The following is a 24,572-nucleotide window of genomic DNA, read 5'->3' as shown; positions in this document are numbered from 1 at the left end:
CGTAGTGATCCCGTACCAGGCTAGGTGGCATGGCTGTCACCGCCCTTCACCGTTCGCCGGGTACGGCGCCCCTGCTGGCCCTCTGCCTGGGCTACTTCCTGGTCGTCCTGGACGTCACGGTGGTCACCGTGGCGATCCCGCCGATCGGCGACGACCTGCGTGCCGGACTGCCGGTTCTGCAGTGGATCGTGGACGGCTACACACTCACGTTCGCCGGTCTGCTGCTGACGGGCGGCGGGCTCGGCGACCGGCTCGGCGGGAGACGGGTGTTCCTGGCCGGTCTCGGGATGTTCACGGTCGCGTCGGCCGGGTGCGGGTTCGCGCCGTCGGCGGGCGTGCTGGTCGCCTTCCGGCTGGCGCAGGGCGTGGGTGCGGCGCTGATGGTCCCGGCGTCGCTCTCGTTGTTGCGGCACGCCTATCCCGACAGCGGTGCACGGGCGCGCGCGTTCGGCGTGTGGGGCATGGTCGCCGGGGTGGCCGCCGGGGCGGGGCCGGTTCTCGGCGGGTTCCTGGTGTCGGTGGCGGGGTGGCGTTCGGTGTTCTTCGTGAACGTGCCGTTCGGCGTGCTCGGGCTGGTTCTGACCAGACGGTACGTCTCCGCGCCTGCGGCGGCCGATCGGCGTGCCGGGCTGGACGTCGGGGCGCAGACGATGGGGGCGCTCGGCCTCGGCGGGCTGACCTGGGCGTTGATCGAGTCCGGTGAGCACGGCTGGGTCTCGCTTCCGGTGCTGGGCGGTCTGGGGGTGTCCGCGCTGGCGTTGCCCGCCTTCGTGCTGCTGGAGCGCCGCTCACGGGCTCCCATGGTGCCGCCGGCACTGCTCCGCGAGCGCCGCTTCTCCGGCCCCGTGGTCGTCGGAGTGCTGCTCAACCTGGGGTTCTACGGGCTGCTGTTCGCCGTGCCGCTGTACTTCCAGCGGATTCACGGGCTCGGCGCGCTGCCGACGGGGCTGGCCATGCTGCCGATGGCGATGATGCCGATGTTCTCCTCGCCGCTCGGAGGGCGGCTCGCGGCACGCTCAGGGGCGTGGGTGCCGATGGCGTATGGGCTGGTCATCGGCGGGGCCGGGCTGCTGGGCTGGCTGGTGGCCGGGACGGGGACCGGCTACTGGGCGCTGGTCGCGCCGCTGATGCTGGCCGGGTTCGGGACCGGCCTGACGATGCCCGCCGCCACCTCGGCGGTCATGGAGGCCGCGCCGGCGGCGCTCAGCGGGGCGGCGTCCGCCGTGCTGAACGCCGCCCGCCAGACGGGCAGCGCGATCGGCGTGGCCCTGGCCGGTACGTTCATCGCCCACGGCGGCCTGGTGTCCGGCCTGCACGTCCACGCGGTGATCGGCGGCCTCGGTTTCCTCGTCGGCGCGGCGCTGACCGTCCTGCTCCCCCGGCCCCCGAGAACCCGGCCACTCTCGTCACGGTCCTGACTTCGCTGCCTCGCGAGGTCCCTCGCGAGGTCCTACGCCGGCTGCCGCTCCTCATCCGACCGGAGCCGTCCTGTACCCGGCACCAAGGGCTCGGCGGCGGCCTGCACGAGTACTCAAACGCTGGACTTACTTTTTCGGTGACGGCGGCCAGCGCCTGGCGCGGCTGATGGCCGAGGCGCGGCAGGGCGGTCGCGAGGTGCCCGCGGGTGTCCCGGCCGAGGACCTGCTGAACGCCGCCATCGCGCGCCAACGCAGCCTGGCCTCCGCGCTGAACGAGGTGGACCCCCTTCTACCGCTATGAGATGCAGATACGCTCCGGCCGCGTGCGTGAGCAGGCATGGGACGGCGACCTGCACAGCCCCGTGCCGGTGGCCTGGGTGCACTACCGGCAACTGGACGACCGCTTCACGATCGACCCTGAGTGCTCATTCGGTTGCGATGAGTCGCTCATGGTGGACGACCGTATGCCGTACATCCCTGCACGTCCAGAGCCCCACCACACCACCGTCACCGGGCATGCCAGGCGGCACGGCGCGTGACGTGTGCAGGCGTCAGCGAGCCGCCGTCGTGTTCGACCCAGGTGCCGGAAGACACCGCAGGTGAGGGGCTGCGGCGGGCATGCTCAAGCGAGCCCGCCAGCCTCATTCCCCATCCAAAAGGTGCCATGCGACGCCCTCTGGACGATATCTGGCGGCGGCCGCGGTCGTCTGCGGATGCGCAAGACGATCAGAGGCAGAGGTTTGGACGACGCGCGGAGGCCGGCCTGGCAGGGCCGCTGCACCGCTACAGTGAGCGCATAGAGAGCTCAGCGGGGCCCCTGGAAGTCGCACTGATCAGGGCTGCTTTTCACGACGGCCGCCCGCGACCCAGAAGCCGTCAATGTCCATGGGGCCTGATCATGGCAGCCGACGCAAGACCTGCCCAGATCTCCCGATTCTCGGTGCGGTTCACCACCGTCGACGGCCACGTGGCCGACGGGGATCAGACGCCGCCGGAATGGACCAGTCCCTCCTGTGGCCGCGGCCAGCCCACTCGCGGTGGGCGAACTGATGCCGGACGACACCGTCACCCGCTGCCGACGCGCGTCTGTGCCGGTATCGCTGGAAGGTCCCGGGCAGCACCACGGTGGTCATCTGTCCACGCTGCTACACCGTCCAGCCCGGCCCAGCGGCGTGGCTCTGTGGTGATCAGTTCGGTGGGGCCTCGTGGACGGTCATGCTGCCGCCGTTGACCTGGATGCCGATCGATGAGCGCGGTGCGCGCGTGGAAGGGGCGGCGGGGCCGGGAGCGGCTGACGTGCAGACGCATTCGCGGAGCACACTCACCGAGCCCGAAGCCAGCTGATCGTTCGGCCTGCAGGAGGGATACCGTCGTCGAGCACCAACTGCACGGCGGCCACTGCCGGGGACCCCTCAGGTGGGCAGGGTCGTGTCACCCGGCGTGGACGCTCACAGCGATCACGGCATCGGTGAGGGCGGCGGCGTAGGCGTCGGTGAGCTTGCCGGGGTGGAACAGTAGCGCGTACCACATCGGCCCGAAGACCAGATCGATGAGCAGATCGTCATCAGGGTGGGTGAGCTGCCCGCGTTCGCGTGCACGAGTGAGGATCTGGCGGACCGCCTGACGGCGAGCCGCGATCAGCTCGCTGCTCACGCGCTGGGCGAAGGCGGGATCCTGCAACACCTCGGCTGCCAGGGCCTGGTTGAGTGCGCCGGCCACCCCTCGCTGTCCGGCGAAGGTGGCCTCCAGCAGGGCCAGCAGGTCCTCGCGCAGATCGCCGGTGTCGGGGGTGGGCAGTCGGGTACGGGCGTAGACCGCCAGCACGTCCAAGATCACCTCACCCTTGCCCGGGTAACGACGGTAGACCGCCTGTTTGGACACCCCGCTGCGGGCGGCGATGGCTTCCATGCTCATCCCTCGGTAGCCCTGCTCGGTGATCAGGGCGAGCGCGGCCTGGCGGATCGCGTCGTCGACAGCGGGGTCACGGGGTCGTCCGGTCATGCCCTGCACTCTACTTGACATACGCACCGTTCCGTATTTGAATCTAATACGCAACGACCCGTATTGAAAGAAGGGGATATGCGCCCCCGCTCCTCCACCCCCGCACTGCTGACGCTGGCATTGGGCTACTTCGCGCTGGGGACCGCCTCCCTGGCGGTCGTCGGCCTCAGCAGCCCGATCGCTGCCGACCTGACGGTGCCCGCCCCCAGCGTCGGCACTCTGGTCACCGTTTTCGCGCTGGTGTTCGCCCTGGCCGCGCCCATCGCCGCGATCGCGCTGGGCCGCCTGGACCGCCGCACCGTGCTGCTGGTGGGCCTGACGCTGATGACGCTAGGAGGTGCCGCCGCCGCGATGGCGCCCGACTTCACCGCTCTGGCCGCGGCGCGAGTGGCCACCGGGCTGGGCGCGGCGATCTTCGGACCGGCCGCCTCGGCCACCGGCTCGATGATCGTTCCCGCCGAGCAGCGGCCCCGCGCGCTGGCGGTGGTGTTCGGTGGGATGACCGCCGCCACCGTCCTGGGTGTGCCGCTGGCCTCGACCGCGGGCGCCGCGATCGGCTGGCGCGCCACCATGGCCGCCGTGGTCGCCCTGACCTTGGTGGCGGGCGCACTGCTGGCGGTGCTGCTGCCACCGGTGGCACCGGGCCCGGCCCCCACCGCCCGCGCCTTCGCCGCCGCGCTGGGAAGCCGGGGCGCCACACCGATGATCGCCACCACACTGCTGGTGCTGACCGCCCAATTCGCTGTGTACGGCGTCGCCGGCGCCTACCTGGGCGTCCGGTTCGGTGCGGGCCCTGGGCTGGTGTCGCTGACACTGCTGGTGTTCGGCACGCTGGGCATGGTCGGCAACGCCGCCGGTTCCCGGATCTACGCCCGCCTGGGCGGCGGCCGCACCATCGCTGTCGCGCTGGCCGGGCTGACCCTGGCCTTCCTGGCCCTGGCCGGTGCACCGGCCGTACCGGCGGCCGGGGTCGCGGTGTTCGCCTTCTGGGCCATCTTCAACACCTTGTTCATGGCCCCGCAACAGGCCCGGCTGGTGGAGCTGCTGCCCGACCAGCGTGGGGTCCTGCTGGCTCTCAACGCCTCGGCCCTGTACCTGGGCATGAGCCTGGGCAGCCTGCTGGGCGCCAATCTGCTGCCCGCCCTCGGCGGCCACTGGCTCCCGGTTCTGGCGCTACTGCCGCTGGCCGCGGCCGCCGCCACCCACGCCACCTCCACCCGTCCGCGCCCGGCCCGCCCGGCAACCCCGGTCTCCGCGTCCGCTCCGGCTCACCACTGACCTGCTCTTATCCCACCCTCCCATTTGTTCGTCGCCTCAATCTCACAGGAGAATTCCATGTCCCAGGCTCCAATTCAGCCGGCGTCCCAGCCCGCCGCCCAGCTCGTGCGCGACTACTTCGAGCAGATCTGGAACCAGGGCCGCACCCAGCTGGCCGACCGGTTCCTTGCCGCCGACCTGATCCAGCACAACCCCAACCTGCCCGACGGCCGCCAGCCGCTGACCGAGTTCATCGACGGGATGCGCGCCCAGCTCCCCGACGCCCGCTTCGAGATCCACCGCATGGCCGTCGACGGCGATCTGGTGTTCACCCACAGCCTGTTCACCGCCCAGCCCGGCCACTCCGGCATCGCGGTGGTGGACATCTTCCGCATCGCCGACGGCCTGATCGCCGAACACTGGGACCTGCGCGAGGACGTCCCCGTCACCACCGTCAGCGGCCACCCCATCGTCTGACCCGACCAGCACCAGACCGAACGCCGAGGCCAACTCCCGTGACTCCTCCCACCAGCCGCCCACTGTACGACCGGACCATCCTGATCACCGGCGCAACCGACGGCCTGGGCCGCGCCGTGGCCCACCGCCTGGCCGCCCAGGGCGCCACGCTGATCCTGCACGGCCGCAACCCGGCCAAGGGCCGGCAACTGCTGACCGACCTACGCGACCAGACCGGCAACGACCGGCTCACCTTCGAGCATGCCGACTTCGCCCACCTGGACCAGATCCAGGCCCTGGCCGACCGGCTGACAAGCCGCGACCGCCTGGACGTGCTGGTCAACAACGCCGGCATCGGCGTGGAGACCGCCCCCCAACGCAGCGCCGACGGCCTGGAGCTGACCTTCCAGGTCGACTACCTGGCCACCTACATGCTCAGCTGCCTGCTCACCCCGCTCCTGGTCCGCACCGCCGCCCGCTCAACTGCTGCCGGCGCCGGCCCGGCGCGGATCGTCAACGTCGCCTCCGCCGGACAAGCGTCCCTGGACTTCGACGACGTGCTGCTGGAACACCACTGGGACGGGGTCCAGGCCTACTGCCAGGCCAAGCTCGCCCAGATCATGCTCACCCTCGACCACGCCGAACTCCTGGACGACCACGGCGTCACCGTCAACGCCCTGCACCCCGCCTCCTACATGCCCACAAAGATCGTCACCCACCTGTTCACCGTGCAAAGCACCCTGGACGAAGGCGTCACCCACACCGCCCGCCTGATCACCGACCCCGCCCTGAACAACGTCACCGGCACCTACTTCAACCGCTCCCGCCCCGCCCGCGCTCACCACCAGGCATACGACCCCGACGCCCGCGCCCGCCTGCTGAGAATCAGCCAACGACTCACCGGTGTGCCCTTCCCCGCTGCACCTCTCCCAGCCGCCTGACCCGCAACCTCGTTGCTGCCGGTGCCACACTCCCCCAGAGGCGTGCGGCACCGACGCCCACGCCACACCACCACTCGAAACACGACCGTCACTACCTACGCATCGCAGAAACGGTGGTTCTCCGCCGCGCACGTGGGGTCAGGAGCTTCGGGCAGCAGCCTTCCCTGCTTCCGGCAGCATCCCTGCCAGCCCGCCGGCATCGCGATCGCGTCGAGGAACCCAGGCTCGTCGAACAGGGCCTCGGCCCGCGTGGCGAGCAGCCTGGCCCCGCCGTACCCCTGGTGGTCGGCCACCACCACGCCGATCAGCAAGTCATCGGCGAACAGCGCGGCGCCGGACATCCCCGCCCAGGGCGACCCGGCACCTGCGCGTTTGGGTAGGTGCCGGTGTAGCGGGCGACGTCGGGCAGCGCCCCCGGCGGGCCGTCCGCGGGGACGGGGGCCGGGGCGAACCGGTCGGCGAAGGCGTTGACCAGCGACCAGGCGGCGTCGGGGCCGCCCTTGCCGAGGCCGTTGTAGGAGGCGTAGACGCCGATGCGCCGGTCGGGGATCAGCGCCATGATCGCGAAGTAGCCGGGGATGTTGCCCCGGTGCACCAGCAGGCGCCGGCCGTTCCTGGTGAACTCCTGGAAGCCGTAGCCCATGCCGGCCGTGCCCTCGGCGTCGCCGAAGTGGCGGCTCTGCATGAGCCGGACGCTGTCCGGCCTGAGGATCGCCCCGCCGCCGGTCAGCTGGGCCAGCATGAACGCGGCCATGTCGGTGGCGGTGGAGCGGAAGCCGGCTCCGCGCGGCGGCATGTGCCCGTACTTCGCGCCTTCGGCCCGGACCTGGCGGCCGTCCTGGAGGCGGTAGCCGGGGGCCAGCGCCTGGGCGATCGGGCCGGGCTCGGGCTGGGCCATGGTGGAGCGCGTCATGCCGAGCGGGCGGAAGACGTTCTCCTGCACGTACTGGTGGAAGGGCATGCCCGAGCGCACCTCGACCAGGTAGCCGGCCAGGCCCATCCCGTAGTTGGAGTAGACGGCCCGGACGCCGGGCAGCCGGATCCGGGGCGGCTGGTGGCCGGCCAGGTGATCGCCGAGCGGGTGCACGTCGCGGGCGGTGGCCGCGCCGGTGCCGAGGTCCCCGCCGGCGAACCTGGCGGTGTGGGTCAGCAGGTTCGCCATGGTGACCGGCCGGCCCGGGTAGGCGTCGTCGATCTTGAACGTCGTCAGGTACCGGTTGACGTCGGCGTTCAGGTCGATCTGGCCCCGTTCGACGAGCTGCATCACCGCGGTGGCGGTGATCAGCTTGGCCACCGAGGCGAGGGCGAAGACGGTCCGCTCGGCGTCCACGGGACGGCCGGTCTCCACGTCGGCGACGCCGTACCCCTGGGCGAAGACCTGGCGGCCGCCCGACACGACGGCGATGCATGTAGAGCAGCGCACGCGACACCTTGATCCGGCGGGCCAGCTCGCTGACGTGAATCCGGCCGCCGGAGAGCTCGGCGAGGATCTGCAACCTGAGGGGAGGCCCGACGGCGCCGAGCAGGCGGAGCAACTCTTCGCTGGTCGGCATGTCGTCCTTGGAGAGCGTCTGTATTGCACCTGCTAGTTCGGTCTTACAGGTGCAAGTACACGCGTCAAACCGGCAGGGCTCGTGCCGGTCGGTGGGATGAGGGTGGCGTCGCCCGGTTCGCCGGCGCGCCGGTGTTCAGCGGGCGAGGGTGAGCTCGGCCAACTCGCGGAAGTCGCGGCGGCGGCCGTCGAGGTCCGCCGCGGCGAACGCGGCCTCGCCGAGGCGCTCGCGCGCCTGGTCGGCGATGCGGGCGGCGTCCGGCAGCGAGCGGTCCGGCGTGCCGCGCACCGCCTCGCTGGCCGCGATCAGCCGTACGGCCTGCTCGTCCTGGCCCTCGCGCAGCGCGACGTCGGCGATCCCGACCAGGGCCTCGGCGATGGTCGGCGGGAACATGTTCTCCACGGCCGCGTCGAACGCCCTGCGCCGGTACGCCCGGGACTGCTCGACGTCGTCGGCGAGGTAGCCGTACAGGTCCATGATCGTGGAGCGGACCGAGCCTACGATCTCGTCGTTGGCCAGCACCGCCTGAACAGTGGCCAGGTGCTCGCGCGTCCGGTCCGCCTCGCCGCGCCAGCGCGCCAGCTTCGCCTGCCCGAGCGCCAGCTCGGCCAGGGAGTCCGGCCAGACGATCCCGTCGGCGTGCCGCTGCGCCTCGGCCATGGCCGCGGCGCTGGCCCGCTCGTCGCCGAGCAGCCAGTGGAGCTGGGCCTGCCGGGCCCACACGCCCACGACGTCCTCGGTCGCGCCCACCTCGGTCAGCGCCACGGCGCCCTCCGCGTAGTACTCGCAGGCACGGGCGAACTCGCCGCGCATGGCGAGCCGATCGGCCAGGAAGGTCAGCGCCAGGGAGATGCCCATGCGGTCGCCCAGCGCGCGGAACTCGGCGAGCGCGGTCTCGGCGTCGAGGTCGACGTCGGTCTCGTCGGCGCCGAGCGTGAGCCGGAACCGGCCGCGGGTCAGCCTGCCCTGCGCCCGCACCCAGGGGTCGGCGTCGGCGATCAGCGGCTCGAACGCGGGCAGGAACGCCGCCGGGCCCTGCAGCGTGCGCTCCAGCAGCGCGGCGAACCCGAGCAGCGGCTTGCGGGACCCGCTGCGCAGGGCCAGCCGGTGGGCCTCCTGGATCCACTCCCGCGCCTGGAACTGGTCGCCGCCCACGCCGGACGTCACGAACATCGTCACCATGAGGTACGCCATCGCCCGCACCTCGTCGGGCACCTCGCCCTCCAGCCCGGACGCGGCGATGCTCAGCTCGGCGCCCTCGGCCCGGTGGCCGCTGAGGAACCAGTAGTAGCCGGCCGCCCCGGCCAGCCGCATCGCCTCGTACGCCCATCCCTCGGCGATCGCCCCGCGCAGGGCCGTGATGATGTTGTCGTGCTCGGCGTCGAGCACGGCCAGCCACTCCAGCTGCTCGGCCCGGCGCAGGTGCGGGTCGGCGGTCTCGGCCAGCTCGGTGAAGTGGGCCAGATGCGCCCGCCGCGCCGCCCCGGACTCCCCGGCCTCGGCCAGCCGCTGGGCCGCGTACTCCCTGATGGTGTTGAGCATGCGGTAGCGCGGGGCGCCCTCGTCGTCGGCCAGCAGCAGCGACTTCTCGGTCAGCGCGGTCAGCACGTCGAAGACCAGCTCACCGTCGGACGTCTCGTCGCCGCACACGCGTTCGGCCGCCTCCAGGCTCGCCCCGCCGGAGAACACCGACAACCGGCGCAGCACGCCGCGCTCGGCCTCGCTCAGCAGGTCCCAGCTCCAGTCGACGACCGCGCGCAGCGTCCGGTGCCGGGCGAGCGCCGTACGGCTGCCGCTGGTCAGCAGGCGAAAGCGGTCGTCGAGACGGCGGGCGAGCTGGTCGACCGACATCGTCCGCAGCCGGGCCGCGGCCAGCTCGATCGCCAGCGGGTTGCCGTCCAGCGCCCGGCAGATCCGCGCCATGGCCGCGAGGGTGGGGGCGTCGGAGCCGATGTCCTTGCGCACCAGGTCCGCGCGGTCGCGCAGCAGCCGCACCGCGGGCGAGGACCCGCTCTCGGCCGGCGAGGAGCCCTCGGCGGGCAGCGTGAGCGGCTCGACCTGCCACAGCACCTCGCCGGTGATGCCGAGCGGCTCGCGGCTCGTGGCCAGGACGCGCAGGCCGCGGCACTCGCCCAGCAGCCGGTCCGCGAACGCCGCGGCGGCCTCGATGACGTGCTCGCAGTTGTCCAGGATGAGCAGGATCGAGCGGTCGCGGATGGCGGTGATGAGCCGGTCCATCGGGTCGCCGCCGCGCCCGCCGCCCAGCATGCCCTGGTCGCGCAGGCCGATCGTGGTCAGGGCGGCCTGCGCCAGCTCGCCGCCGGCCCGGACCGCGGCCAGCTCGACCAGCCAGGCGCCGTCGGGCAGCTCGGGCAGCATCGTCCGGGCGGTCTCGGTGGCCAGCCGGGTCTTGCCGGAGCCGCCCGCCCCCGTCAGGGTGACCAGGCGGTACCTGGTGGCCAGGTCGGCGACCGCGGAGACGTCGTCATGCCGGCCGACGAAGCTCGTCAGCTCGGCGCGCAGGTTGGTCCTGCGGTTGTCGGTCCGCTCCCCCACCTCGCCGCGCAGCAGCGCGGTGTGCAGCTCCGACAGCTCGGCCGACGGGTCGGCGCCCAGTTCGTCGGCCAGCCGCTCGCGGGTGCGCTGGTAGAGGGTCAGCGCCTCGTTCCCGCGGCCCGCCTCGGCCAGCGCCCGCATCAGCGCCGCCACGAACCCCTCGCGCAGCGGGTACGCGGCCACCAGCCCGGTCAGCTCGGTGACCAGCTCCGCGCCCCGGCCGAGCCGCAGGTCGGCGTCGATGCGCTCGCCGAGCGCATCGACGTGGAGGTCGCCGAGCCGGGTGACCACGGCGTCGAAGGTGTCGCTGTCCCGCATCGCGATGTCGGCCATGGGGGCGCCGCGCCACAGCTCCAGGGCACTGCGCAGCAGGTCGGCGCGGGCGGCGGGCGCGGCGGCGCGGGCCTGGGCGATCAGGTGCTCGAAGCGGGCCACGTCCACCGCCTCGCGCGGCACGGCCAGCCGGTAGCCGCCGGAATCGGCCTCGATCACGCCGTCCGGCAGCACCCTGCGCAGCCTGGACACCAGCGCCTGCAGGGCGTTGACCTCGTCGGCGGGCGGCCGCTCCCCCCAGATCCAGTCGATCAGCCGCGCGCGCGTGACGATCCGGCCGGGCTCCAGGGCGAGAGCGGCGAGCAGCGCGCGCAGCCGGACACCGGGAACCTCGACCACGGCCCCTTGGGCGTTACGGACCTCGAAGGGCCCAAGCAATCCGACTCGCACACCGCAATTGTGCCGGAACCAGGACAACGCCCGGCCCATCCCCGCCCGTCCGCCCCCTGGGGCCGGTCCCCCGGGGGTCAGCCGTCGGCCTTGCGGCTGAGGTGCTCCCAGGCGCGGTACTCCGCGGTGCGGGCCTCGTCCATCTGCTGGACGAGGTCGTACGAGCGGCTGCCGACGATCAGCCGGCGCGGCGGCTCGGGCAGGTCCACCAGCTCCATGACGACGGGCGCGGCGTTGCTCGGCGGCGGGCCGGCGTCCTCGCCCCACATGGCGGCCAGCTCGGCCCGCAGCCCGTCGTAGACGGGGTCGGGCTCGGTGGCCGTGGTGCCCAGCGTGAACAGGCCGGTGTCGTAGCCGCCCATCTGCAGGTTGGTGACCTTGACGCCGAACGGCGCGAGCTCCATGGCCAGCGCCTGGGTGATCGAGTCGAGCGCCGACTTGCCCGCCGCGTACAGGCCGACCGAGGCCATGCCGCCGCCCGCGCCCATCGAGGTGACCTGGAGGATGTGCCCGGACCCCTGGGCCCGCAGGTACGGCGTCACCGCCTGGGTGACCCAGATCGCGCCGAACAGGTTGACGTCGAAGTGCGCCCTGATCTGCTCCTCCGTGGCCTCCTCCAGCATGCCGAAGAGCATGCCGCCGGCGTTGTTGACCACGACGTCGAGCCTGCCGAACGCGGCCACCGCCTTCTCCACGCCCTCCCGCACCGCGGCGCGGTCGGAGACGTCGAGCGGCAGCCGGACGAGCGAGCCCGGGTGCCGGGCCGCCGGCTCGGCCAGCGGGCCGACGTCGCGGGCGGCGGCCACGACCCGGTCGCCCCTGTCCAGGGCCGCTTCGGTGAACGCCCGGCCCAGCCCCCGGGACGCACCCGTGACGAACCATACGCGCATGCGCTCTCGCCTCCTTCAATCCTCAAGACGAGACGGTCCGTCTCGCCGCATGCCCATCAGTGTGCCAGCAGGTACCGGGACCTTGTCAAGACGGACCGTCTCGTCTCGCTGAGGGGCTATGATGGCCGGCGTGAAGCAGCCCGATCCCGCGCGCCGCAGCGAGCGCTCCCGGCAGGCGATCCTCCAGGCCGCCAGGGAACTGGTGTCCGAGGTGGGTTACGCCAAGGTCTCCGTCGAGGCGATCGCCGCGCGGGCCGGCGTCGGCAAGCAGACGATCTACCGGTGGTGGCGGTCCAAGGGGGCCGTGGTCTTCGACTCCTTCCTCGCGCTGAGCGAGAGCGACCAGGGCGTGACGCTGCCCGACACGGGCGACATCGAGGCCGACCTGAAGACCGTCATGCGGGCCACCGTGGCGGAGTTCGCCGACCCCGCCTTCGAGGCGCCGATCCGGGCGCTCAACCTGGAGATCGTCGCCGACCCCGAGCTGGCCGCCCAATACCGCGAGAAGCTGGCCGGCCCGGTCGACGAGGCCAAGAAGGCCCGCCTGCGCAGCGCCCAGCAGGCCGGCCAGCTCGCCCCCGACGCCGACCTCGACCTCGCACTCGAACTGCTCTACGCCCCCCTCTACCAGCGCTGGCTCCTGCGCTCCGGCCCGCTCACCCCTCAGTACGCCGACGCGCTGGTCGACCTGGCGCTCAAGGCGCTGCGTCCCTGAGCCGCCGCCGGGCCGCCGGGTCTCACAGGGCCCGCAGCAGGTCGGCCAGCGCCTGGAGCACGGCGTCGCGCCGTTCCTCGTGCAGCCAGCCGTGCCCGGCGTCGTCCAGCACCCGGTGCTCGCCGCGCGGGAAGGAGGCGGCCAGCTCGGCGTGCAGGGCGAGCTTGCCGGCGTTGATCTCGCGCAGCACGTCCTCCGGCCACAGCTGGGACTGGGTGGCGTCCGCGCCCATGGCCGACAGCACGATCACCGGCACGTCGGGCGCCGGCGGCGCGGCCCCGAACTCCGCCGAGACCTCGTCGTAGAGGTTGCGGCCCTCCAGCCAGCCGGTGCGCCAGGCGGTGAGGTGGTGGTCGACCAGGGCCTCGCGCACGCCGTCCGGCCAGGCGGCCAGCAGCTGCTCGACGGCCGGGCGGGCGGCGTCGAGCTGCTCCGGCGTCGGCTCGGGGAGCGCCTGATCGCGCATCCGGTCGAGCATCTCGCGCGCCTGCCGGGGCGCGCGGGCAGCCATGTCCTCGTGGAAGGGGTCGAGCAGCAGCAGCGCCGCGACGTCGCCGGGGAAACGGCGGGCGTAGTGGCGGGCGTACGCGCCGCCCAGGGAGTGACCGGCCAGCACGTACGGGCCGCGCACCCCCGCCGCCGCCAGCGCCTCGCGCAGCTCGTCGGTCACCTCGGCCGCGGTGCGGGGCAGCTCGACCGGCTCGCTCCAGCCGGTGCCCGCGCGGTCGTAGAGCACGCTGGTCGTCAGCTCGGCGGCGCGGTCGTGCACGTTGAGATAGTCCAGGCCGACGGCTCCGGCGCCGGGCAGGAACACCACGGGCGGGCCGCCGGCGCCCGAGCGGTGCAGCATGATCCGGCGACCGCCGACGTCGTGCAGGCGGCCCAGCGGAGGGGCGTCCAGGGCGTGATGAGTCATGACCCTTCCTTTCTCAGGTTTGAGAAAGGTAGCAGGTGTGAGATCGTACGTCCATGGACACGGTGGACCTGCTTCTGCATCCCGTACGGCTGCGCATCGTGCACGCCATGGCGGGCGGCCGCACGCTCACCACCTCCGACCTGTGCGACCTGCTGCCCGACGTCTCCAAGGCCACCGTCTACCGGCACGTCGGCCTGCTGGCCGAGGGCGGCCTGCTCGACGTCGAGGGCGAGCAGCGCGTACGCGGGGCCGTCGAGCGGCGTTACCGGCTGCGTCCGGCGCGGGCGGCCATCGACGCCGACACCGCCGCCGCGGCCTCGCGGGAGGACCACCGCCGCGCGTTCGCCGTGGCCATGGCGGCCCTGCTCGCCGAGTTCGGCGCCTACCTCGACCGCGACCAGGCCGACCCGGCCGCCGACCTGGTCGGCTACCGGCAGCACGCCATCTGGCTCAGCCCGGACGAGCGCGCCGCGCTGATCGCCGACCTGCGCGCCGCGCTCCTGCCCAGGATCGCCAACCCGCCCACGCCCGAGCGCACCCGCCACCTGATCAGCCCGATCCTGTTCCCGGCCGAGGAGCCGTCCGCCTGAGCGCCGTTCTCCCGGCCCGGCGGCGAGGCGTACGGCTGGGGCAGTACACCTCGGGCCAGACGGGCACCGGCGTCCCGGTGCCGATGCCGCCGAGGTCGAGCGCGCGGGGGCCGGGGCTCGCGTTCATCGCCGCCGGCGGCGACCACGGCCTGGCCATCCGCAAGACCGGCTGACTCCATTCGCAAGACGGGCTCAACCCGGACGAACCCGCCGCGAATCTCACGGGCCTATCGGTGACATCTGCATCTGTTCGCCGCCGTCCGCCGGGGTGCAGGCTGGGTCCCTCGACATCCCCCGAGGAAGGCGGCGACGACCCCTCATGGCCCTGCCGCTCACCCTGGTCCGGCCCCGGCGGCCGGGCCGCGCCGCCGTCCGGCCGGGCGGCCTACCCTGGTCAGCCGGGGAACATCGACGGGCGGGCGCGGTGGTGGGCACGGTGGCGGACGGAGTGGCGGACGGAGCGGCCGGCAGGGCGGAGTTCTGGCGGTCCGGGCGGGTCGTCAGGCTGGCGCCGGTCGTCGCCGTCGTGTGCAGCGCCCTGCTGCCGCTGCTGCAGGTGACGCTGTCGTTCGGTTACGAGGGCAACGACAGCCGCACCGGTCTGTGGAGCCTGGCCGCGACCGCGGCCTACCTCCCCCTGCACCTGCGCCACGTCTGGTACGCCGCGCACGCCCGCCGTCCGCCGTCCGGCCGCTGGACGTTCGCGGTCATGGCCGTCGTCGTGCTCGGCGTGACGCCCCTGGCCGGGAACATGTGGCCACGGGCGTACGCGGGGCTCGTGGTGTCGGCCGCGCTGGTGCTGCCGGCGCCGTGGTCGTACCTGGTCTGCGTGGCCCTGGTGGCGGCGGCCGCGCCGGTGGCGTTGCTGCTGGGCCTGCCGTGGCAGGTGGCGTCGTGGCCGGCGTTCTCGGTGCTGTGCGGCGGCGGGGCGTTGCTGCTGCTCGTCTGGCTCGCCGCGGCGCTGACCCGGCTGCAGGCGGCCAGGGAGGCGCTGGCCCAGCAGGCGGTCGCGCAGGAGCGGCGGCGCATCGACGACGACCTGCGCCGCACGCTCGGCGGCGCGCTGGAGTCGATCGCCGCCCGCGGCGAACGCGCGGCCGCGGCCCTGACCCCCGGCGGCACCCCCGCCCCCTCGGACGCCGGCGGCGCTCCCGGCCCCTCCCCCGAGCTGGCGGCGGAGCTCGCGCGGCTGGCCGACGACTCGCGCCGCACGCTGGCCGAGGCCAGACGGCGGGTGCGCGGCTACCGGCAGCCGTCGCTGCGGGCCGAGCTGGAGACGGCCGCCACGCTGCTGTCGGCGGCGGGCGTGCCGGCCCGGCTGGAACTGCCCAGGCAGGGCGTCCCCGAGACGATCCCGGCCGGGCCGCGCGCGGCCCTGCGCGCCGTCGTCACCCGCCTGCTGCGCGCCGACGGCGTGCGCGCCTGCACGATCGCCGTCACCGTCGCGGACGGCCGGGTGCTGCTGGAGGTCCGCGCCGACGACGTGACCGAGACGATCGAGGTGCCGGCATGACCGCGCAGATCCCGCCGGCCTGGGTGCTGCGGCATCCGCGCCGGCCGTTCGTCGCGCTGCACGTCCCGCTGGCGGCGCAGGTGCCGGTCTACATCGGCATGGGCATGGAGGGGCCGCCCGGGAACCCCGTTTTGGCGGGCGCGGGCGTCCTGGCGGCCCTCGCGCTCCAGCTCCGCCACAGCCTGGCCGCCTCCCGCGGCGCGCGCCCGGCGGGCTGGCCCTGGACCCTGGCGGCGCTCCTGCTGCTGGCGAACCTGCCCCTGTGGTGGCTCGCCACGCAATGGGAGGGCGTGACCGTCTTGGCCCTGGCCTCGATCGTCATGCTGCTGCGCGGCCCCGTGCGGGCGGTGGCCGCCGTCGCGCAGATCCTGCACCCGGCCGCGCTGGAGGTGGCGCAGATGCTGCGCGACGGCGACACGGTGCCGCACGTCCTCCTGCTGGCCGTCTACCCCATGCTCGGCCTGGTCGTGTTCGGCGGGGCGCTGGTCGCCGGGGCCCGCCTGGTGCTGCTGCTGGAGGAGCTGGAGGCCACCCGGGCCGAGCTGGCCGCGGCCGCGGTCGGCGAGGAACGCGTCCGGGTCTCGCGCGACCTGCACGACCTGCTCGGTCAGAGCCTGTCGGCCATCTCCCTCAAGGGCGACCTGGCCCTGCGGCTGCTCGCCAAGGACGCCGGCGCGGCCCGTGCCGAGATAGAGAGCCTGACCGGAGTCGCCCGCGACGCCCTCAGGGACGTACGCGCGATCACCCGCGACGAGCTGGCCGTCTCGCTGCGCACCGAGATCGACGGCGCGGCGGCCCTGCTCGGCGCGGCCGGGGTCGGCACCCGGCTCGACGTGGCCGCGCTGCCGCCGCTGTCCGGCCCGGCCCACGACGCCCTGGCGTGGGCCATCCGCGAGGGCGCCACCAACCTGCTGCGGCACAGCGAGGCCACGACCTGCGCCATCACCGTGGCCCGCGACGGCGGCAGGGTACGGTTGGAGATCGTCAACGACGGCGTGCGCGGCGTCGGGAGTCCGGGGTCGGGGCTCGCCGGGGTGTCCGAACGCGCCCGCGCGGCGTCCGGTTCGTCGTCCACCGCCGTCCACGACGGCCGGTTCCGGCTGTCGGTCGAGGTTCCCGAGGAAGGCCCGTGATCCGCGTACTGATCGCCGAGGACATGCACATGATCCGCTCGGCCCTGGTCGCCCTGCTCTCGCTGGAGGACGACATGGAGGTGGTGGCCGAGATCGAGCGCGGCGACGAGGTGCTGTCCGCCGCCCTCCGGGTACGCCCGGACGTCGCGGTGCTCGACATCGACATGCCCGGCCTGGACGGCCTGTCGGCCGCCGAGCAGCTGTCGCAGCGGCTGCCGGACTGCCGCACGCTCGTGCTCACCGGGCTCAGCCAGCCGGGAAACCTGCTGCGCGCGCTGAAGGCGCACGCGCGGGGGTTCATCGTCAAGGACGCCCCGGCCCAGACCCTGACCGACGGCATCCGGCGCATCGCCCGCGGCGAACGGGTGATCGACCCCGAACTGGTCGCCGCCGCCCTGGAGACCGGCAGCAGCCCGCTCACCGCCCGGGAGACCGAGGTGCTGCGCGCCGCCGCGTCCGGCATCCGCACCGCGCAGATCGCCACCCAGCTCTCGTTGTCGCAGGCCACCGTGCGCAACTACCTGTCGAACGCGATCAGCAAGGTCGGCGGGCGCAACCGCATCGACGCCATCCGCATCTCCCGCGACGCGGGCTGGCTCTGAGCCGCCGGGGTCGTCGGCCACGACTTCAGAGCGCGTACTGCTTGAGCGGGACCGCGTCGTCGGCCTCGTCCGGCATGGGCTCGTCCGGCGCGCCGAAGAACCAGCGGGCCGCGGCCCGGCCGTGCCGCTGGTTGCGCTCGACGTAGTCGCGCATCCGCTGCTCGTAGGCGGCCAGGCCCGTGGCGTGGCCGGGGGCCTCGGCCAGCTCCCCGGCCAGCACGTACGCGCCGATCAGGGCCTGTGAGGTGCCGCGGCCGGAGGTCGGCGCCGCGCAGTAGGCCGCGTCGCCCAGCAGCGTGACCCGGCCGTTCGTCCAGGTGTCCATCACGACCTGGCCGGAGGAGTCGAAGAAGAACTCCTCGGCCTCCCGCATGGCCGCCAGCAGCCGGGGCACCTCCCAGCCCGCTCCCGCGTAGTGCTCGGCCACCAGGCGTTCCTGCTGGGCGCGGTCGCGCCGGTCGTAGACCAGGTCGTCGGCGGCGAACGACAGGCCGACCCGCAGCTCGGTGTTGCCGTGCGCGGTGAAGGCCAGGGCGCTGCGGCCGGGCGTGTTGTGCATCAGGCCCGCGTCCCGCAGGTCGAGGATGTTGGCGGTGGTGAACAGCGCGCCGTAGATGCCGAGGCCGCGCACGTACCGCGACTCGGGGCCGAAGGCGAGCGCGCGCACCTTGGAGTGCATCCCGTCGACGCCGACCACCAGGTCGAACGTGCGCGGCGGCGCCTTCTCGAACCGCGCCCGCACCTCCGCCGCGTCCTGGTCGAGCGCGGTGACGGTGTCGTCGAACAGGTACTCGACGGTGTCGCGGGTGGCCTCGTACAGGACCTTCGTGACGTCGGACTTGAGCACCTCCAGCTCGCCGGAGATCGCGGTGGCGGGCAGCACGGCCAGCGCGTCGCCGGCCTCGTCGACCAGCGTCATGGAGGTCATCGTGGTCGCGTGCCGGCGCATCTCGGCCAGCAGGCCCATGCGCTCCAGCACGTCCAGGGCCGAGCCGCGGAAGTCGATGGCCGCGCCGCCGCCGCGCGGGGCCGGGGCGCGCTCGACGACGGTGACCTGGTGGCCGTGACGGTGCAGCCAGTAGGCGAGCGCGGGGCCGGCGACGCTGCCGCCGGAGATCAGGATTCGCATGGGAACGTCCTCTTTCGTCGGTGAACGCTCCACACCGTACGCAGATTTGGGCAAACGCGCAAGACGATCGTCTAATGCGTACGTGCTAGGATTCCGGCCATGGGAAATCGCGAAGACCTGCTGGCCGGGGCGCGGCGCTGCCTGGAGGAGAAGGGCTGGGGGCGCACCACCGTCCGCGACATCGCCACGGCCTCGGGCGTGAGCATGGCCGCCATCGGCTACCACTTCGGCTCGCGCGAGGCGCTGCTCAACGCGGCCCTGGTCGAGGCCATGGGCGAATGGGGAGAGAAGGTCGGCGCGGCGCTGGCCGCCCTCGACGACCCCGGCAGGTCACCCGCCGAGAACTTCGAGGCGCTCTGGGAGCAGCTGATCGGCTCGATCAACGAGAACCGCACGTTGTGGCTGGCCAACCTGGAGGCGCTGGTCCAGGCCGAGCACTCGCCGGAGCTGCGCGAGCAGCTCGTGGCCGGTCAGCGCGAGGGTCGGCGGGGCATGGCCGCGCAGCTCACCGGGGTGCCGGAGGAGGAGATCGGCGACGGCGAGGTGCGCGCCGTCGGCTCGGTGCAGCTCGCGCTGCTGCTGGGAGTGATGGCCCAGTGGCTCAACGACCCGCGGGCCGCGCCCTCGGCCGCCGACGTGATCGAGGGGCTGCGGGCCGTCACCACCCGGTTCGGGCTGGTCAGGTGAGCGAGGCGACGATCACCCGGGCGGCCTCGGCGATCAGCGCCTCCCTGGGCGGCGTGCCGTGGCCGGGGCGGTCGGTCATGACGGCCACCACCAGCGGCGCCGCGCCGGGCGGCCACACCGCGGCGATGTCGTTGGCCCTGCCGTAGTTGCCGGTCCCGGTCTTGTGCGCCACCTTCCAGCCCTTCGGCAGGCCGGCCCTGACGCGCGCCGCGCCGGTGGTCGTGCGCAGGAGCAAGCCTTCGAGCAGCACACGCTTGACCGGGGGCAGCACGTCGCCGAGCAGGATGTTCTGGTAGTCGCCGGCGATCGCGCGCGGGGTGGTGGTGTCGCGCGGGTTCCCCGGGCCCATCCTGTTGAGCTCGGGCTCGTAGTGGTCGATGCGGCTGACCTGGTCGCCCAGCCCGCGCAGGAACGCGATGAGCCGGGCCCGGGCCGGGGTCGCCGTCGGCGTACTGACGGGGGCGCTGTGCGTGTGGGGCCTCGGCCTGCTCGCCGAACGCCGCCTGCGCGCGCAGGGCCCCGAGCTGCTGGACCTCATGCGCACCGGCCGCAGGCAGCGGCCCGCCGTGGCCTCCCGCTTCGACCGGCTGTCCACGACGCAGCGCATGATCACCTGGTGGTGCTTCGGCCTCGGCGCGATCCCGCTGGTGCCGCAGGGCGTCCTGGCGGCCGTCTTCGTCTCCAAGGACATGCTGCGCCACTCCTGTTTCCTGGCCACCTACATGCCGCCCGGGCCTCTGGATGATCAGGTCCAGGCCGTCCCGGTAGTTTTGACACCCCCTACGGCTAACCGCTATCTATTGGCTAACCGTTAGGGGGGTGGGGCCGTGCAGGACGCGGTGCTGGCGATGCTCGCCAAGGAGCCGTCGCACGGCTACGACCTGCGCGCCCGCCTGCGTCACTGCCTCGGCCCGCTGGGCGAGTCGATGAACCCCGGCCAGATCTACGTGACCCTGGCCAGGCTGGAGAAGGCCGGGCTCGTCGAATGCGAACGGGCCGGCGGCCTCCCCGAGCGTCCCGACCGCAAGGTCTACGCGCTGACCCCCGACGGCCAGCGCCGGGTGGCCGCCTGGCTCGCCGAGGTCGGCTGGCCGAAACCGGACCTGGCCGAGTTCCATCTCAAGCTCGCCGCCGCCGCGGCGGCGAGGCTGGCCGACCCGGTCGAGCTGGTCGCGGCGCAGCGCCGCGAGCTGCTGCGCCGCCTGCGCGAGGTCCAGCAGGCGGTGCTGGACGAACCGCCCGGATCACCCGCCGGCCTGCTGCTGGAGGGGGTCGTGCTGCGGTTGCGGGCCGACCTGCGCTGGCTGGACGCCTGCGAGCGCACCTGGTCCGGAGCCCAAGACGAAGACGAGGGCGCATGAACGTGTTACGGGCCCGCGGCCTGGTGAAGACGCACGGCCAGGGGCAGAGCCGGGTCCGCGCCGTGGACGAGGTCGACCTGGACGTCCCCCAAGGGCAGACGCTGGCGGTGACCGGCCCGAGCGGCTGCGGGAAGTCCACCCTGCTGCACCTGCTGGGCGGCCTGGAACGGCCCACCGGCGGCGAGGTGTGGCTGGCCGGCCGGCGCGTCGACACGCTGAGCGAGCGCGCCCTGGCCCGCCTGCGACGCCGCTCGGTCGGGTTCGTCTTCCAGGCGTTCCACCTGGTGGAGGAGCTGTCGGCGGCAGAGAACGTCGAGCTGCCCGCGCTGCTGGCCGGCCGCTCGCGCCGCCAGGCCAGGCGGCGCGCCGACGCGCTGCTGGACCGGGTCGGGCTCGCCGCCCGCGCCCGGCACCTGCCCTCGCAACTGTCCGGCGGCCAGCGCCAGCGCGTCGCCGTGGCCCGCGCGCTGGTCAACGAGCCGCTGGTGGTGCTGGCCGACGAGCCCACCGGCAACCTCGACAGCGCCGCCACCCTCGACGTGCTGAGGATCTTCGGCGAGCTGCGGTCCGCCGGGCAGACCCTCGTGATCGTCACGCACGACGAGCGGGTGGCGGCCACCGCCGACCGGCTGGTCTCGATGCGCGACGGCATGTTCGTCGACGACACCCACCTGGCCGCCGCCCGTCCGCGGGGGCTGGGCGGTCTGATCGGGCTGGAGGACTGAACGTCATGGGCACCGTCGTGCTCGTCACCCGGCTGGTGCTGGCCGACATGCGGCGGCACCGCGTCCAGACCGCGATGCTGCTGCTCGCGGTGACCGTGGCCACCGCGACGATGGCCCTCGGCCTGTCCCTGGGCGACGCGAGCCGCTCCCTGTACGAGCAGACCCGCGCGGCCACCGCCGGGCCGGACGTGGTGGCCCTGTCCGGCGGCTCGGGCCGCGCGGCGACCTCCGCCCTGGCCTCGCTGGCCGACGACCCCGGCGTCGTCGCCCACCACGGCCCCTACCGCATCGTCTACGCCGGCCTCACCGCGCGCGGCTCGACGTCGTCCCAGGTGGTGGTGCACGGCTTCGCCGAGCGTCCCGGCCCGGTCAACCGGCCGCTGGTCACCTCGGGCCGGTGGGTGCGGCCCGGCGGCGCCGTCCTCGAACGCGGCTTCGCCACCGCCCTGGGCGTCGTGGTCGGCGACCGCGTCACCATCGCCGGACGGCCGTACCCCGTCGTCGGGATCGCCGTCACCGCGGCCACCTCCATCTACCCCTGGGCGGCGCAGATCGGGCCGGGCGGCGGCCCCAGCGACTACGCCGGCCTGGCCTGGCTGACCAGCTCGGACGCCCGGACGCTGGCCTCCTCCCGGCGCCTGCCGGTCACCACGGCCATCGACCTCAAGCTGCGCGACCCCGCCGCCACCGAGGCGTTCGGCGACGCGCACCGCGACCCGGGCCTGCGGGTCGACTTCCACTCCTGGCAGTTCACGGCCGAGCAGGACACCGTCATCCTCAGGGACAGCCGGCCGATCCTGGTGGTCGGGAGCTGGCTGCTCAGCTTCCTGGCCGTCACCGGGGTCGCGGCGCTGGCCGCCGGACGGGCCGCCGCCCAGACGCGCCGGGCCGGGCTGCTCAAGGCCGTCGGCGCCACCCCCGGGCTGATCGCCACCGTCCTGCTCACCGAGTACCTGGCGCTCGCGCTGGCCGGCGACGCGCTGGGGCTGACGATCGCCCGCCTGGCCGCGCCCGCCCTGGCCGGCCCCACCGCCAGCCGGATCGGCGACGCGGCCCAGCTCGGCGGCTCCGTCGTGGTCACCGCGACCGTCCTCGCCCTGGCGGTCGCGGTGCTGTCCACGCTGCGTCCCACACTGCGCGCCATGCGGACGGCCACCGTCACGGCGCTGTCCGCGACCGCGCGCCCGCCCCGTCACCGGCCCCGGATCACCGCCCTGTCGGCGCTGCTGCCCACGCCGCTCCTGCTCGGCCTGCGGCTGACCGCCCGCCGGCCCGGCCGGGCGGTGCTCCAGGCATGCTCCACCGCCACCACGGTGATCGCGATGGTCGCCCTGCTGACCCTCCACGTCCAGCCGGAGCGGGGCTACGGCCTGGACGGCTCCTCCGTGCTGCCCAACCTGCGCGGCGAGCAGGACCGCCGGCTGATGCTCGCCGTCACCGTCCTGCTGATCGTCCTGGCCGTCGTGAACACCGTCACGCTCACCTGGACCACCGCCATGGAGGCGCGGGCCACCATGGCCGTCGCCCGCACGCTCGGCGCCACCCCCGGGCAGGTCGCCGCGGGCCTGTCCAGCGCCCAGCTGCTGCCCAGCCTGCCCGGCGCCGTCGCCGGCGTCCCCCTGGGCCTCGGCCTGCTCTCGCTCCTCGCGGCCGGGAACGCGGTGCAGGCCCCACTCGCGTGGCTGGCCGGCGCCGCGCTGGCCACGCTGCTGGCGACCGCGGCGTCCGTCGCCCTGCCCGCCCGGCTGGCGGCCCGCCGGCCCGTCGCCCAGGCGCTCGGCGCCGAGACCGCGTGACCGGCCGCGCGGGAACCAGGTGGACGGCCTGCGTGATCTCCGGCTAGGGTGTGGCGCATGTCCGGTCCCGAGGCGTCAAGACGCTAGCCACCGATCGTCGGTGGCTTCTCGTGATGTCCTGCGGCCGCGCCGTCCCTGAGACCGCGCGCCCTTCCGGCATCCGATCACCTTCGTACGGACCGGTTCCTCCCGGCTGTTCCGCCACCGTCGTGGCGTCGAACCCGGGTCTTCCCCACTCGCGGTAGCGCCCGCGCCCCACTGTGCCGCCGGCGCGCCGCGTTCCTTCGTGCTGTGCTTGGAGTACCGCTCGTGCCTTTCGCCATCTACGTTCTCGGGCTGGCCGTGTTCGCCCAGGGAACGTCGGAGTTCATGCTGTCCGGGCTGGGCCCGGCCATCGCCGCCGACCTGGGCGTGTCCGTCCCGGCCGCCGGCGCGCTGACGTCCGCGTTCGCCGCGGGCATGGTCGTCGGGGCGCCGCTCATGGCGCTGCTCAGCCTGCGCCGGCCACGCCGGCAGGCGCTGCTCTTCTTCCTCGTCGCGTTCGTGGTCGTGCACGTGGCCGGCGCGCTCACCACCGACTTCGCCGTGCTGCTGGCCACCCGCGTCCTCGGGGCGCTGGCCAACGCCGGGTTCCTCGCCGTGGGCCTGGCGACGGCCGCCGGCATGGCCGCCCCCGGCGCCAAGGGACGCGCCACGTCCGTGCTGCTCGGCGGGATCACGCTGGCGTGCGTCGCCGGGGTGCCCGCGGGCGCCGTGCTCGGCCAGGCGTTCGGCTGGCGGTCGGCGTTCTGGGCGGTGGCGCTGGTGTCGCTGCCGGCCGTCCTGGCAATCGTGCGGTCGGTGCCGGCCGGCGGGCAGGACAGTGCCCGTCCGCGCGCCCGGCACGAGCTGCGGGCGTTGCGCGAGCCGCGTCTGCTGGTCGCGCTGGCGCTGGGCGCGCTGGTCAACGCCGCCACCTTCTGCACCTTCACCTACCTGTCGCCGCTGGTCACCGAGGTGAGCGGGGTCTCCGAGGGGTGGGTGCCGGTGCTGCTCGCGCTGTTCGGGCTGGGGTCGTTCGCCGGGGTGACCGCCGCGGGCCGGCTGTCGGACGCGCGTCCGGCGCTGGTCCTGGTCGCGGGCGGGCTCGCGCTGCCTGTCGGGTGGGCGCTGCTCGCGGCCGCGGCGGGCGTCCCGGTCGTGGCGTTCGTGCTGGTCTTCGTCCAGGGCGCGCTGTCCTTCGCGGTCGGCTCGACCCTGATCGCCCGCGTCCTGTACGCGGCCGCCGCGGCTCCTTCGCTCGGCGGCTCCTACGCCACGGCGGCGCTCAACGTGGGGGCCACCGCGGGCCCGGCGCTCGGCGGCGCGGCCATCGCCGCCGGGCTCGGCTACCAGGCGGCGCCGTGGGTCAGCGCCCTGCTGGTGGTCGTGGCGCTCGCCGTGGCGGCCGTCGTCCACAGGTCGCCGGCGAGCGTCACGCCGCGCTGACCGGGGGCGGGAAGATGGTCCGGCGGCAGTGGACCGGGCGCGGTCGCCGGGATGCTCTCGTGAATGCGACGGCATGCCCGGCGATCGTGTCGCTGTTGCGTGGCCAGACCGGGCTTCAGGGTGGAATATGCGGAAGGTAGGGT

General features: G+C 73.9%; 23 protein-coding genes and 1 pseudogene. 16 read left to right on the top strand and 8 right to left on the bottom strand.

What is annotated here, in order from left to right; genetic code table 11:
- The first annotated feature begins 29 nt into the window (after positions 1-29).
- Together ACIBST_RS34635 and ACIBST_RS34630 are read left to right on the top strand one after the other, a co-directional pair.
- Positions 30-1,418, top strand: a complete 1,389-nt coding sequence (locus ACIBST_RS34635) for an MFS transporter (protein WP_397177804.1) — start codon at positions 30-32, stop codon at positions 1,416-1,418.
- A 323-nt stretch (positions 1,419-1,741) separates the two neighbouring features.
- A complete protein-coding gene (locus ACIBST_RS34630) occupies positions 1,742-1,957 on the top strand; it encodes a hypothetical protein (protein WP_397177803.1) in 216 nt (71 codons plus the stop codon).
- 892 nt (positions 1,958-2,849) lie between these two features.
- On the opposite strand, the gene ACIBST_RS34625 is transcribed toward ACIBST_RS34630, so the two are convergent.
- Positions 2,850-3,419: a TetR/AcrR family transcriptional regulator gene (locus ACIBST_RS34625; protein WP_397177802.1), complete on the bottom strand. Its 570-nt coding sequence runs from the start codon at positions 3,417-3,419 to the stop codon at positions 2,850-2,852.
- Between the two features lie 78 nt (positions 3,420-3,497).
- On the opposite strand from ACIBST_RS34625, the gene ACIBST_RS34620 reads away from it, so the two are divergent.
- The 3 genes from ACIBST_RS34620 to ACIBST_RS34610 are packed head-to-tail and all read left to right on the top strand — an operon-like array spanning position 3,498 to position 6,073.
- Positions 3,498-4,697: an MFS transporter gene (locus ACIBST_RS34620; protein ID WP_397177801.1), complete on the top strand. Its 1,200-nt coding sequence runs from the start codon at positions 3,498-3,500 to the stop codon at positions 4,695-4,697.
- A gap of 57 nt (positions 4,698-4,754) precedes the next feature.
- Entirely contained in the window at positions 4,755-5,153 is a 399-nt protein-coding gene (locus tag ACIBST_RS34615; RefSeq protein ID WP_397177800.1) for a nuclear transport factor 2 family protein, read from the top strand.
- A 38-nt stretch (positions 5,154-5,191) separates the two neighbouring features.
- Entirely contained in the window at positions 5,192-6,073 is an 882-nt protein-coding gene (locus ACIBST_RS34610; protein WP_397177799.1) for an SDR family NAD(P)-dependent oxidoreductase, read from the top strand.
- A 95-nt stretch (positions 6,074-6,168) separates the two neighbouring features.
- Here ACIBST_RS34610 and ACIBST_RS34605 read toward each other — a convergent pair whose 3' ends face one another.
- The 4 genes from ACIBST_RS34605 to ACIBST_RS34590 form a co-directional block, all read right to left on the bottom strand.
- A complete protein-coding gene (locus ACIBST_RS34605) occupies positions 6,169-6,414 on the bottom strand; it encodes a hypothetical protein (protein WP_397177798.1) in 246 nt (81 codons plus the stop codon).
- Positions 6,378-7,496: a serine hydrolase domain-containing protein gene (locus tag ACIBST_RS34600; protein WP_397177797.1), complete on the bottom strand. Its 1,119-nt coding sequence runs from the start codon at positions 7,494-7,496 to the stop codon at positions 6,378-6,380. The genes ACIBST_RS34605 and ACIBST_RS34600 overlap by 37 nt, the downstream gene beginning before the upstream one ends.
- A 265-nt stretch (positions 7,497-7,761) precedes the next feature.
- The gene (locus ACIBST_RS34595) at positions 7,762-10,854 is read right to left on the bottom strand and encodes a BTAD domain-containing putative transcriptional regulator (RefSeq protein WP_397177796.1); all 3,093 of its coding nucleotides are present in this window, start codon (positions 10,852-10,854) and stop codon (positions 7,762-7,764) included.
- A 128-nt stretch (positions 10,855-10,982) separates the two neighbouring features.
- Positions 10,983-11,795, bottom strand: a complete 813-nt coding sequence (locus ACIBST_RS34590) for an SDR family NAD(P)-dependent oxidoreductase (protein WP_397177795.1) — start codon at positions 11,793-11,795, stop codon at positions 10,983-10,985.
- 121 nt (positions 11,796-11,916) lie between these two features.
- Between ACIBST_RS34590 and ACIBST_RS34585 the strand changes: the two genes are divergently transcribed.
- Positions 11,917-12,510, top strand: coding sequence for a TetR/AcrR family transcriptional regulator (locus ACIBST_RS34585; RefSeq protein ID WP_397177922.1), 594 nt, complete (start codon positions 11,917-11,919; stop codon positions 12,508-12,510).
- A gap of 22 nt (positions 12,511-12,532) precedes the next feature.
- On the opposite strand, the gene ACIBST_RS34580 is transcribed toward ACIBST_RS34585, so the two are convergent.
- The gene (locus tag ACIBST_RS34580) at positions 12,533-13,426 is read right to left on the bottom strand and encodes an alpha/beta fold hydrolase (RefSeq protein WP_397177794.1); all 894 of its coding nucleotides are present in this window, start codon (positions 13,424-13,426) and stop codon (positions 12,533-12,535) included.
- Positions 13,427-13,479: 53 nt separating this feature from the next.
- Between ACIBST_RS34580 and ACIBST_RS34575 the strand changes: the two genes are divergently transcribed.
- From ACIBST_RS34575 to ACIBST_RS34560, 4 genes are all read left to right on the top strand, one after another.
- A complete protein-coding gene (locus tag ACIBST_RS34575) occupies positions 13,480-14,016 on the top strand; it encodes a helix-turn-helix domain-containing protein (protein WP_397177793.1) in 537 nt (178 codons plus the stop codon).
- A 436-nt stretch (positions 14,017-14,452) separates the two neighbouring features.
- On the top strand, positions 14,453-15,529 hold the full coding sequence (locus ACIBST_RS34570) for a hypothetical protein (RefSeq protein WP_397177792.1): 1,077 nt from the start codon (positions 14,453-14,455) through the stop codon (positions 15,527-15,529).
- Positions 15,526-16,662 carry a sensor histidine kinase gene (locus ACIBST_RS34565; RefSeq protein ID WP_397177791.1) on the top strand — a complete coding sequence of 379 codons (1,137 nt, stop codon included), beginning with the start codon at positions 15,526-15,528 and terminating at the stop codon, positions 16,660-16,662. Before ACIBST_RS34570 ends, ACIBST_RS34565 begins: the two co-directional genes overlap by 4 nt.
- Positions 16,659-17,264, top strand: coding sequence for a DNA-binding response regulator (locus tag ACIBST_RS34560; RefSeq protein WP_397177790.1), 606 nt, complete (start codon positions 16,659-16,661; stop codon positions 17,262-17,264). Before ACIBST_RS34565 ends, ACIBST_RS34560 begins: the two co-directional genes overlap by 4 nt.
- Before the next feature lie 25 nt (positions 17,265-17,289).
- On the opposite strand, the gene ACIBST_RS34555 is transcribed toward ACIBST_RS34560, so the two are convergent.
- Entirely contained in the window at positions 17,290-18,393 is a 1,104-nt protein-coding gene (locus tag ACIBST_RS34555; protein ID WP_397177789.1) for an FAD-dependent monooxygenase, read from the bottom strand.
- A 99-nt stretch (positions 18,394-18,492) separates the two neighbouring features.
- On the opposite strand from ACIBST_RS34555, the gene ACIBST_RS34550 reads away from it, so the two are divergent.
- Positions 18,493-19,080 (top strand): TetR/AcrR family transcriptional regulator, encoded by a 588-nt coding sequence (locus ACIBST_RS34550; RefSeq protein ID WP_397177788.1) that lies wholly within the window; start codon positions 18,493-18,495, stop codon positions 19,078-19,080.
- Here ACIBST_RS34550 and ACIBST_RS34545 read toward each other — a convergent pair.
- A pseudogene (locus ACIBST_RS34545) lies at positions 19,073-19,507 on the bottom strand (serine hydrolase); the annotation flags it as partial. The gene ACIBST_RS34550 and the pseudogene ACIBST_RS34545 overlap by 8 nt on opposite strands.
- On the opposite strand from ACIBST_RS34545, the gene ACIBST_RS34540 reads away from it, so the two are divergent.
- The 5 genes from ACIBST_RS34540 (at position 19,458) to ACIBST_RS34520 (ending at position 24,429) form a co-directional block, all read left to right on the top strand.
- Positions 19,458-19,895: a hypothetical protein gene (locus tag ACIBST_RS34540; RefSeq protein ID WP_397177926.1), complete on the top strand. Its 438-nt coding sequence runs from the start codon at positions 19,458-19,460 to the stop codon at positions 19,893-19,895. The pseudogene ACIBST_RS34545 and the gene ACIBST_RS34540 overlap by 50 nt on opposite strands.
- A gap of 12 nt (positions 19,896-19,907) precedes the next feature.
- Positions 19,908-20,441: a PadR family transcriptional regulator gene (locus tag ACIBST_RS34535; protein ID WP_397177787.1), complete on the top strand. Its 534-nt coding sequence runs from the start codon at positions 19,908-19,910 to the stop codon at positions 20,439-20,441.
- Entirely contained in the window at positions 20,438-21,166 is a 729-nt protein-coding gene (locus tag ACIBST_RS34530) for an ABC transporter ATP-binding protein (protein WP_397177786.1), read from the top strand. The genes ACIBST_RS34535 and ACIBST_RS34530 overlap by 4 nt, the downstream gene beginning before the upstream one ends.
- Positions 21,167-21,171: 5 nt before the next feature.
- Positions 21,172-22,962 carry an FtsX-like permease family protein gene (locus tag ACIBST_RS34525; protein WP_397177785.1) on the top strand — a complete coding sequence of 597 codons (1,791 nt, stop codon included), beginning with the start codon at positions 21,172-21,174 and terminating at the stop codon, positions 22,960-22,962.
- 309 nt (positions 22,963-23,271) lie between these two features.
- Positions 23,272-24,429 (top strand): Cmx/CmrA family chloramphenicol efflux MFS transporter, encoded by a 1,158-nt coding sequence (locus ACIBST_RS34520; protein ID WP_397177784.1) that lies wholly within the window; start codon positions 23,272-23,274, stop codon positions 24,427-24,429.
- Positions 24,430-24,572 lie beyond the last annotated feature (143 nt).

This window comes from Nonomuraea sp. NPDC049684 (genome assembly GCF_044465345.1).
Lineage (GTDB): Bacteria > Actinomycetota > Actinomycetes > Streptosporangiales > Streptosporangiaceae > Nonomuraea.
The sequence above is the reverse complement of the archived record's forward strand: the minus strand, read 5'-3'. Positions and strand labels throughout refer to the sequence as shown.